The organism is Mesorhizobium captivum, assembly GCF_033977165.1.
GTDB classification, from domain to species: domain Bacteria; phylum Pseudomonadota; class Alphaproteobacteria; order Rhizobiales; family Rhizobiaceae; genus Mesorhizobium; species Mesorhizobium captivum.
The window spans coordinates 24183-33952 of record NZ_JAVIJB010000060.1 but is presented as its reverse complement, the minus strand read 5'-3'; the positions used below and the strand labels follow the sequence as shown (position 1 = coordinate 33952).

Annotated in this window: 9 protein-coding genes; 3 read left to right on the top strand and 6 right to left on the bottom strand. The window is 61.4% G+C overall.

Translation table 11 applies throughout. The features are described from left to right. The first annotated feature begins 301 nt into the window (after positions 1-301). Together RFM40_RS31025 and RFM40_RS31020 are read left to right on the top strand one after the other, a co-directional pair. Positions 302-1279: a glycerophosphodiester phosphodiesterase family protein gene (locus RFM40_RS31025; RefSeq protein WP_320278858.1), complete on the top strand. Its 978-nt coding sequence runs from the start codon at positions 302-304 to the stop codon at positions 1277-1279. Positions 1280-1563: 284 nt separating this feature from the next. Next, positions 1564-2463, top strand: coding sequence for a LysR family transcriptional regulator (locus RFM40_RS31020; protein WP_320278857.1), 900 nt, complete (start codon positions 1564-1566; stop codon positions 2461-2463). Here RFM40_RS31020 and RFM40_RS31015 read toward each other — a convergent pair. From RFM40_RS31015 to RFM40_RS30995, 5 genes are all read right to left on the bottom strand, one after another. Continuing rightward, positions 2447-3151: a peroxiredoxin-like family protein gene (locus RFM40_RS31015; protein ID WP_320225123.1), complete on the bottom strand. Its 705-nt coding sequence runs from the start codon at positions 3149-3151 to the stop codon at positions 2447-2449. The genes RFM40_RS31020 and RFM40_RS31015 overlap by 17 nt on opposite strands. 140 nt (positions 3152-3291) lie before the next feature. Further along, positions 3292-4638 (bottom strand): dihydrolipoyl dehydrogenase family protein, encoded by a 1347-nt coding sequence (locus tag RFM40_RS31010; protein WP_320278856.1) that lies wholly within the window; start codon positions 4636-4638, stop codon positions 3292-3294. Positions 4639-4656: 18 nt separating this feature from the next. Then, positions 4657-6051, bottom strand: a complete 1395-nt coding sequence (locus tag RFM40_RS31005; protein WP_320278855.1) for an NAD(P)/FAD-dependent oxidoreductase — start codon at positions 6049-6051, stop codon at positions 4657-4659. 30 nt (positions 6052-6081) lie between these two features. Further along, the gene (locus RFM40_RS31000) at positions 6082-7239 is read right to left on the bottom strand and encodes a patatin-like phospholipase family protein (protein WP_320225126.1); all 1158 of its coding nucleotides are present in this window, start codon (positions 7237-7239) and stop codon (positions 6082-6084) included. 24 nt (positions 7240-7263) lie between these two features. Next, complete coding sequence (locus RFM40_RS30995) at positions 7264-8046, bottom strand: 3-hydroxybutyrate dehydrogenase (protein ID WP_320278860.1); 783 nt, start codon at positions 8044-8046, stop codon at positions 7264-7266. A gap of 270 nt (positions 8047-8316) precedes the next feature. Here RFM40_RS30995 and RFM40_RS30990 point away from each other — a divergent pair, with 270 nt between their 5' ends. After that, positions 8317-9228, top strand: a complete 912-nt coding sequence (locus RFM40_RS30990; RefSeq protein ID WP_320225127.1) for a LysR family transcriptional regulator — start codon at positions 8317-8319, stop codon at positions 9226-9228. Positions 9229-9270: 42 nt separating this feature from the next. Here RFM40_RS30990 and RFM40_RS30985 read toward each other — a convergent pair whose 3' ends face one another. Then, positions 9271-9735 carry a DUF302 domain-containing protein gene (locus RFM40_RS30985; protein WP_430691753.1) on the bottom strand — a complete coding sequence of 155 codons (465 nt, stop codon included), beginning with the start codon at positions 9733-9735 and terminating at the stop codon, positions 9271-9273. Positions 9736-9770 lie beyond the last annotated feature (35 nt).

Sequence of the window (9770 nt, the reverse complement as noted above, 5' to 3'; positions counted from 1 at the left end):
CCTGTGGCCCGCGGGTTCCTTCCTCGGGGACTTTCGTACGCCTGCCGGCGCCCGAAACTCTTCACGATAGCGGATGGACCGGTTCACAGCTGCAGCACCATTCCAGCCATTCGTTCAGCATTTTGGCGAGTGACCGATTCCGACCTTATAGCGGCCGTTTGGAGCGGGAAGCGGTAGTACCAAAAGCGGCTGCGTATTTTTATCGGGGTTTTCCGCAAGCGATCGAGACTGCCTCGGAAGCGCCATGTGCGTCGCTAGGAATGGACGGAGTTTGCAAAGCGATGAAATATAGAGACCATTTATGAGACGATTTCTACGATACGCTTTTTTTGCAATTGTCACGCTCGCCGTGTTCGTCTTTTTGAACAATACGGATTTATTCGTCAGTCGCCCTGACCGCGAGCCCATTGTCCTTGCGCATCGTGGAATCGCCCAGCGCTACGATCTGGCCGGCGTCACCAACGACACCTGCACAGCTTCCCGCATCCTGCCGCCGAAGCATGACTATTTGGAAAATACGATTGCTTCCATGCAGGCGAGCTTCAAGGCCGGCGCTGATATCGTCGAACTGGACATCCATCCGACAACGGATGGGCAGTTTGCGGTCTTTCATGACTGGACGCTGGATTGCCGCACTGACGGCCACGGGGTCACCCGCGAGCACTCTATGGCCGATCTCAAGAAACTCGACATAGGCTATGGCTACACCGCTGATGGCGGAAAAACATATCCCCTCCGAGGTCGTGGCGTCGGGTTGATGCCTACTTTTGCCGAGGTGCTCGAGACGTTTCCCGACCTGCCATTCCTTATCAACATAAAAAGCAATGATCCTGACGAAGGATCGAAGCTGGCAGCGTTTCTGAATGCCCTCCCTCCCGAGCGGCGATCGACCATTATGGCTTATGGTGGGGACCGGCCAATAGCTATCTTGCGTGCCGCCGTTCCCGCTATGAAAACGATGTCGCGCGCCTCTTTGAAGAGGTGCCTGCTCGGCTACATCGCTTATGGATGGACGGGTGCGATTCCAGGCGAATGCCATTCAACACTGGTGTTTGTCCCCATTAATGTAGCTCCCTGGCTTTGGGGCTGGCCTAATCGTTTTCTGAATCGAATGGATTCAGCTGGAAGCACCGCTTTCGTTATCGGCCCCTATAATGGTGGGGACTTTTCAACCGGGATGGACAGTGTTGAAGAACTATCCCGCCTGCCAAAACACTACAGCGGCGGCATGCTTACCAACGAGATCGAAATGGTCGCCGCGTGGCTTCGAGCAAAGTGAGGCAACATGGCCGAAGTCAGCTTAACCCTTGAGTTATCTCCGGCGACTTTTCTCTTGTCACGTCCGCAAGCTGACAGTCCGCTCTCCACCCATTGCGGATACTCCCAACGTGTTTTGCCGGGTCGAGACGGGGCCGTGGGCGGACTGTCGACTTTTGGCACCGGTATGGCAAAAACGGACATTCAAATTGGCCGTGCTTTGCCGAAACCGTTCCATTGCGCTAGCCTAGGAATATGCGTCGTCGCTGATCGACCATTTCGCTGAGGGGGCGAAGTTTCATGGAGATGCAGCAGGTCCGATATTTTCTGGCCCTGTCCAGCACGTTGAACTTCACCAGAGCGGCTGAGGAATGCAACGTCACTCAGCCCGCGCTTACCCGGGCCATCAAGACGCTCGAGGAGGAACTGGGCGGAGAACTCCTTCGGCGCGAACGCCAGCACTCGCACTTGACCGAGCTTGGGCGGCGCATGCTGCCTCTGCTGCAACAGTGCTATGATGCGGCCACTTCCGCCAAATCGCTCGCCAAGGCGGTGCAAAGCAGCGACGTCGCGCCGCTCAACGTCATCATTTCCAACAGCATCAACATTGCGCTGCTGGTTTCGCCGTTTACGGAGCTTTTCCGGGCCTATCCCGGCGTCCATCTCAAGATCAACCGTGGCTCGCCGGCTGACGTCGTGGATGCACTCAAGAATGGTAATGTCGAACTGGCCGTTGCCGGCCCGCTGGGACAGGCTTGGGATCGCCTCGATATGTGGCCGCTCTTCCAGGAAGGGATCGAGCTCGCCGTAAACTCCGACCATCCGCTGGCCCGCCGCAACGAGGCCGATGTTGCGTTGGCCCAGCTTGCCGCGGAGCCTGTGCTTAGCCGGATAGACTGGGAGACGAGCGAGGAATTGTCGCGCTGCCTTTCCTCAAAAGGCTATTCGCCTCGGACCGCGCATGAAGTCGAGACCGACCAGGATCTGCTCGCTCTACTGGAGGCAAATGCCGGGGTCGGCTTCGTCTCGCTTACGGCACCGCGATCCCCGAACACCCGCCGGCTCAAGCTTCGCGATCTCGACGTTTCGCGGACCGTCTCCGTCTACGCGGTTGCCGGCAGGCAGCGCTCGCCTGTGGCGACGACGTTACTCAACCTGTTGAGGTCCACCGACTGGTCGCCGTTCGGCGTCAGCGAGCCCGCCTGAGGGCGGAGATCAGGTCGTCAATGTCCATCCGCCGGCGGTAGTCCGGATCGACGAAGCGATCCGTGATGATCCCGTCGGTTCCGACGATGAAGGTTGCTGGTATCGGCAGGAACCAGCTGCTGTTGCCCTGATAGCTCGGCAGATCAAAGCCAAGCCCCATCAGCCGCTCCATCTCGGCGCCCACCCAGATGGCAAGGTTGAGGGACAGGGCATAGCCGTTATCCATGTCGATCAGGAACGGAAACTGCGCGCCGACAGCGGCCTTCATGGCTTGCGCGAATTTGCGCCGCTCCGGCATGATCACGACGACCTGTCCGCCAAGTTCGGCAATCTGGCGCTGCGCCTCGACAATCCCGATCGCGTTCAAGCGGCAATAGGGACACCAATGCCCGCGCTGGAAGGTGATGACGGCTGGCCCCTTTGCAAGGATCTCGGCCAGGCTGACCAGCTTCCCCTCGTCATCGGGCAGCAGGAAACCCGGCATGGCCTCGCCCGCAGCCGGCGCCATGGCCCCGGCTCCCTGTTTCTCCAGGCGATCCACCAGCCGATCTACCGCGTCCGCGAATTCGGAATTCATACGTCGGACTGCGCCGGCGATCACTGCCAGCCGTTCGTTGAGAGGCGCATCAAGTTCGATGGCGGCCTGGACGGATTGCTCGAATGTCATTGCCTGGTCGTCGGCGGCCATTTCTGCACTTTCACATGTCTGCCGCAGCCTACCACCGAAGCCCCTCGGCAATTACCATGCTTTTCCTGCATGATTTCGATGCCCCACGTGCATCAAGGCATGCCAGATTCATGTTCTATTCGCGGCCTCAGGTCCACGCGTTACATCATGTTCCTGATGTCGGCCGAAAAAGTCGGGAAGGCATAGACCATTTCGGACAGCCCTCGCGCCGGGATGCCGTGCTTCATGGCCAGCGCGAATATATGGATCAGCTCCTCGCCGGCATGGCCAACCAGATGCGCTCCGAGGATCCGATCGGTCGGCTCCTCGACGATCACCTTCGACCATGCGACCGCCTCCGCATAGGTCCTGGCGGAGAGCCAGCCTTGCATGTCGTTCACATGGACCTTGACGTGAAGGTCCCGCTCTCTCGCCTTGGCTTCGGTCAGGCCGACGCTTGCCATGGCCGGAATGCTGTAGAGCGAGGCCGGGATATGACTGTAGTCGGGCCGATGTTTCGGTCCGTCGACGATGTTGCGGCCGACGATCTCGCCCTCATATGTCGCAATCGGCGAAAGCTGCGGCGAGTTCCACACCGCGTCGCCGCAGACATAGACATCGGGGTTGGAGCGCGAGCGCAGGTGATCGTCGATTTCGATGCGGCCTTCGCGATGCACGACGACACCGGCGCCCAGATCGAGACCCTCGACATTGGCCACGCGCCCGGCGCAGTTGACGACCCGATCCGCGTCAACCACGGATTCGACGCCGTCCTTCGCAAAACTCACCCGCAGTCGTCCGTCGGCCTCGTCGATCCTCTTGACCCACGCCTTGGTATGGATGCCGATTCCCAGCCGTTCGCTCTCGCCGCGGAGCTGAGCGACGGCGTCCTCGTCAAAGCCTGCGAGCAGTTGCGGCAGTGCCTCGAGGATCGTGACGTCGACGCCGGCACGCGCATAGACGTGCCCCAGCTCGAAGGCGATGACGCCGCCGCCGATGAAGACCACGGCGCGAGGCAGCTCGGGATCGCTCAGAACACCGTCTGATGTCGTGAGATACTCGGCGCCCGGGATCGGCAGCGAACGCGGCTTAGAGCCGGTGGCGATGACAATGTTCCTGGCCTCGAGCTCACGGCCATCGACGCGGATCGCGTTGCTGCCGATGAGTGCGGCCTCACCGTGAATGACATCGACCCCACGCTTGGCCATCAACCCGGACAGGCGGGAGGGAATATCTCTGATGATCTCCTTCTCCCGCTCTATCAGAGCTCGCCAATCGAGCCTTGGCGTGCCGACCTTGATCGCATGCCTGTCCGCTCTTTCGAGCTCATGGAGCGCATGAGCCGCCGCGACCAGCACCTTCTTCGGCGTGCAGCCGCGATTGGGACAGGTGCCGCCGAGATCGCGCGCCTCGACCAGGGCGACGGAAAGACCGGCGGCGCGCGTGGCGACCGTGACCCCCATTCCGGCATTGCCGCCGCCGAGGATGACAACATCATACTTTTCCATCGCGCCGCCTCCAGCCTGCTAGTGAAGCTTGATCCGGGGTCTGGCGCGCCTGACGATCATCTCGCCGATCGAAGCCAACGCCGTCCGCGCGAGGCCATGCACTGCCTTCAGATGCATCTTGTGGAGCGAGCGATAGACCAGCCTCGCAACGAGACCTTCGATCTTCAGTCCTCCGATCAGGCTGCCGAAGGAGCCGTAATCGGCGAGCGAGACCAGGGAGCCGTAATCGCGGTAGCGGAATGCCGGCGCGGCCCGTCCGGCGAGACGCGCTGCGACCACTTTCACCAGATGGTCGGCCTGTTGATGAGCCGTCTGGGCTCGCGGCGGCAAGGCATTGTCTTCGCCTGGCAAGACGCAGTTCGCGCAGTCGCCAATCGCGAACACATTCTCGTCTCCGACGGCGCGCAAGGTCTCGTCTACGATCAAACGGTTGATGCGGTCTGTCTCGAGACCATCGAGACTTTTCAGGAAATCCGGCGCCTTGATCCCGGCTGCCCAGACCACGAGTTCGGCCGGCACGAACAGCTTCTCGCCGAGCCGGATGCCGTCCTCCGTCACTTCGGTGACCTTGATGCCACATCGAATCTGCACGCCCAGCTTGATGAGCAGTCGCGCCGAAGCGCGAGCCATGTGCTCCGGAAGGGCAGGCAGGATGCGCGGTCCGGCCTCGACAATGGTGATACGGATCAGCCTTTCGAAATCGATGTTGTCGAGATTGTGCGAGGCAATTTCCCGCATCGATTTGTGCAGTTCCGCGGCCAGCTCGACGCCGGTTGCTCCGGCGCCGACAATGACGCAATGGAGTTGGCCAGGTGAAAGCTGCTCATACTGCGCGTTGGCGCGCAGGCACGCGTCGATCATGCGCTTGTTGAAACGGGCGGCCTGCTCGGCCGTATCGAGCGAGATGGCGTGGCGAGCCGCACCTGGCGTGCCGAAATCGTTGCTGACGCTGCCGACGGCCATGACCAGCGTGTCGTAGCCCAGCACCCGTGGCGGTATGATCTGCCTGCCGTCATCGTCGAAGCTGGGCGCGACGAAGATCTGGCGCTTTGCACGGTCGATGCCGACGACCTCGCCGATGCGGTACCGATAGCCATGTCGGCTGGCATGCGCGATGTATTCGACGGCGTCACGAGACGCGCTCAGCGCGCCGGATGCCACCTCATGCAGCAGCGGCTTCCAGACATGCGTGCGGCTGCGGTCGACCAGCGTGACGGAAAGCCGACCTTTGCCGAACTTGCGGCTAAGCCGGGTCGCCAGCTCCAACCCTCCCGCGCCGCCGCCGACGATGACAACGCGGTGCAGCGATCCGTCGCGGTGCGAAGGTGTCTCGGGGATCGTGCGGAAAAGCGCTGCGTTGTTGGCGAGCACCGCTTCCGGAATGAGCCGCATGCCCGGAGTTATGTTCTGCATCGGAATTCTCCGTTCCTTCCCGGGCGGCATTCACTCTTGGGATTCGTGGATGACGATGCCTTGCAGCATGTCGACTTCGCACTCCCACGGCTCTTCCGTGAGCACGCGTTGCCCATGCTCGTAACCCGCCTGCCAGCGCGAGCGGATGCCGGCGCGCGTGAAGTCGATGTCCTTGGTGTGATCCTCGCCGTCTAGGCGCGGCGAAAGCAGCCGAACCAGGTGCATGACCGAAGGGCAGCCATAGGACGCGAGTTCCTTGAACATCGGATCGTCGCGCCGCTCCTCCGGGACCAGCTTTCCCATTTCGCGCACGACATGGCGAAGCCGATGCAGTTGCTCCTGGCGGGCAACGTGGCTCCTGCCGCGGCTGGCATATTGAAGATCCTTCTGCCGCCCCATGACCTGCCAGATCGATTTCGGCTCGGAACCCCGGGGCTGCCACATATTGACCGCGAAGATCAGCGCATCGCGCCGCGGCCGCGCGTCGAGCACCACCTCGATCGGTGTGTTGGAATAGATACCGCCGTCCCAGTAGGGCTCGCCGTCGATGCAGACCGCCGGAAAGGCCGGCGGCAGGGCGCCCGATGCCATGATGTGCGCCGCCGACAGCGGCATCTGACTGCTGTCAAAGTATTTGAGTTCGCTGGTGTTGACGTTGACCGCGCCGACCGTCAATCGCGTATGGCGTCGGTTGAGACAGTCGAAGTCGATAAGGTCGTTCAACGTCCTCTTGAGCGGGTCGGTGGTGTAGTAGGAGGCATTCTCCACACCAACTTCGCGATTCAAGCCGAAAATGGCGCTCGGGTTCGGTTCAAAGAAGCCGGGTATTCCCCGCATCACCGTGCCCATATTGGCGAAGATGTTGCTCGGAACCATCATCCGGAAAAACTCGTCGAGCGGGCTGCTTCGACTGACGCCATCCCAGAATTCGTGGAGTCTGGGCAGCCGATTGCCCGGCTCGTTTCCCGCGATCAACGCGGCGTTAATGGCCCCGATCGAAGTGCCGATAACCCAATCCGGTTCGATCCCGCCTTCGGAGAGCGCCTGGTAGACACCGGCCTGATAGGCTCCGAGGGCACCGCCTCCCTGCAGCACCAACACGGTCTGAGGCTTGATCGAACCATCGGCCACAGGGCCAGCTCCCGGCACGGGTTCCGACAGCGAGGGATTTCGGCTGATCTTGTTCATTGCCTTCGCTCCTCCTTGCCGGCTTCAATGAGCGGTCCAGCCGCCCTCGATCGGCATGATGGCGCCGGTGATCGAGGCTGCGTCGTCCGACGCCAGGAACAGGCAGAGCGCTGCAACCTGCTCCACTGTCACGAACTGCTTGGTCGGCTGGGCGGCCAGCAGCACATCCTTGATCACCTGCTCTTCGCTGATCCCGCGGGACCTGGCTGTGTCCGGTATCTGCTTTTCGACCAGCGGCGTGAGCACGTAGCCGGGACAAACGGCATTGACCGTTATGCCCTGTTCGGCGACTTCGAGCGCGACAGTCTTGGTCAGACCGGCCATGCCGTGCTTGGCGGCGACATAGGCGGACTTGTATGGCGAGGCGACGAGGGCGTGGGCGGACGCGACATTGATGATGCGGCCCCATTTGCGCGCCTTCATCGGCAGCAAGGCACGCCGGATCGTGTAGAAGGACGAGATGAGATCGATCGCCACGACCGCTTCCCATTTCTCGATCGGGAAATCGTCGATCGGCGCCACGTGCTGGATGCCGGCGTTGTTGACCAGGATGTCGACTGCCCCGAATTCGGCGATGGCTTTGTCCATCATTGCTGTAATCGCTTCGCCCTTGCTCATGTCCGCGTTGTCGTAGCGGACACTCACCCCGTGGTCGGCGGCGAGCCTCGACCGGAGCACTTCGATCTCGGCAGCATCGCCAAAGCCGTTCAGAACGACATTGCAGCCCTTGGCGGCGAAAGCTTCCGCGATGCCTTGCCCGATGCCGCTGGTCGAGCCCGTGACGAGAGCTGTCTTTCCTGTAAGCATCATCGTTTCCTTCTGTCGAAGCTGTGGCCAAAATGACCGGACCGGTTGCGAACGACGGACAGCAAGCCATCGTTCGTAGTTCTCGCGACCAGTATGGCGAGCGTGCCTAAGCGGCGGAAATGCCGTTGAGACATGGATTCGATAGCTGGCGGTCTGACCGGTGCGGCCACGATGTAGTCTGCCCGCCGGGTTGTTTGACATTGGGGCAGCTAGTAAGATCGCCCGGCAACGCGGGTCGTGCGGCATGCACGGACCCTGGGGAAGCGTGCAGTGGAGATCAGCCAGGTCCGATATTTCTTGGCCGTTGCCAAGGAGCTGAATTTCACCAGGGCGGCCGAGCAGTGCAACGTCACGCAGCCGGCGCTCTCGCGCGCTATCAAGCTGCTCGAGGATGAATTCGGTGGCGCGCTTTTCCACCGTGAGCGCCGCTTCACCCATCTCACCGAGCTCGGCCGCATGGTGGAGACGTATCTCGAGGGCGTGTTCGAGAACTCCCGCCAGGCGAAGCAGATTGCCGAGCAATATGCGAACTTGAAAAGGATGCCGCTCAGACTTGGCATCATGAGCACGATCGCTCCGGACGAAATCATCGAGCTGATCGCGGCTGTGCGAGCGCATCACCCCGGCGTGGAACTTCACCTTTGCGATTCAGACGCCGTCAGCCTTCGGCGCAGGCTGCTCGAAGGCGACCTCGAGGCCGCCATTTACGCATTGCCTTCGGACGTGGCCGACGAGGAAGTGCACTCCCTGCCGCTGTTTCGCGAGCAGATGGTGATGGCGGTTCACGTGGCTCATCGTCTCGCAAATCAGCGGGTCGTGCGGGTGAAGGACATGAGCAACGAAAGCTACATTCACCGCAACAATTGCGAATTTGCCGGCTACGCGGATGCCATCCTTGCCCAGCAGGGCGTCACCGTCAGCCCGGTCTACTGGAGCGACCGCGACGACTGGACGCTCGCCATGATCGCCGCCGGGCTCGGTTTCGGATTCATGCCGGAGCACACCGCCAAGCATCCGGGCGTTGCCGCCTTGCCGATCACCGAGCCGGAATTCTGGCGTGACGTCAATCTCGTCACCGTCCGCGGCCGCAGGCATTCGCCGGCGGTCGGCGCGCTGGTCCGCGAAGCCACGCAGAAGAAATGGTTCGGCGAGCGGGCAAAGGCATTGTCCGCCGCCGAGTGATACAGGCGTGCAGATCCAAGGACTTCCGACACATCCCGCTGATCAGTTTTTCCTGATCGATGAGGTGACGGACTGGATGACCTGTGTCGCCATCTTGAACTGCGCTTCGCGGTCGGTGATGCCGTGCCGTTTCGCGATCCAGTCGAAGTCGGTGTAGGCGGCATAAACCGCGCCGTCTCCAGTCTGGTAGACCAGCACGCGCACCGGCCAGTCCAGGCCGGCCTCGGGATTCGAGGTGATGAACGTCGTGCCGAGCGCCGGATTGCCGAACATCACCAGTCGGGAAGGCCTGACGTCGTTGCCTGCATTCTTGCCAAGCTGTGCCTGGTCGATGACGCCGAAGAACTTGATGCCCTTCTTCAGCACGTCCTTCTTGATACGGGCGACGGTCTCGGCGACGGAATAATCGCTCTTCACCGTGACGACGCCGTCCGAGGCGGCAGCGGGGAGGATGACCGTCATCAGCATGGCGGCACCGGTAATCAGCGTTTTCAGGTAGATAGTCATCTCAGTCTCCGTGGATTGCTGGGTTTGGCTAGTGC

Coding starts and splice junctions, on each gene's coding strand:
- RFM40_RS31025 (WP_320278858.1), top strand. CDS start 302: ATGAGACGATTTCTACGATACGCTTTTTTTGCAATTGTCACGCTCGCC.
- RFM40_RS31020 (WP_320278857.1), top strand. CDS start 1,564: ATGCAGCAGGTCCGATATTTTCTGGCCCTGTCCAGCACGTTGAACTTC.
- RFM40_RS31015 (WP_320225123.1), bottom strand. CDS start 3,151: ATGGCCGCCGACGACCAGGCAATGACATTCGAGCAATCCGTCCAGGCC.
- RFM40_RS31010 (WP_320278856.1), bottom strand. CDS start 4,638: ATGGAAAAGTATGATGTTGTCATCCTCGGCGGCGGCAATGCCGGAATG.
- RFM40_RS31005 (WP_320278855.1), bottom strand. CDS start 6,051: ATGCAGAACATAACTCCGGGCATGCGGCTCATTCCGGAAGCGGTGCTC.
- RFM40_RS31000 (WP_320225126.1), bottom strand. CDS start 7,239: ATGAACAAGATCAGCCGAAATCCCTCGCTGTCGGAACCCGTGCCGGGA.
- RFM40_RS30995 (WP_320278860.1), bottom strand. CDS start 8,046: ATGCTTACAGGAAAGACAGCTCTCGTCACGGGCTCGACCAGCGGCATC.
- RFM40_RS30985 (WP_430691753.1), bottom strand. CDS start 9,735: ATGACTATCTACCTGAAAACGCTGATTACCGGTGCCGCCATGCTGATG.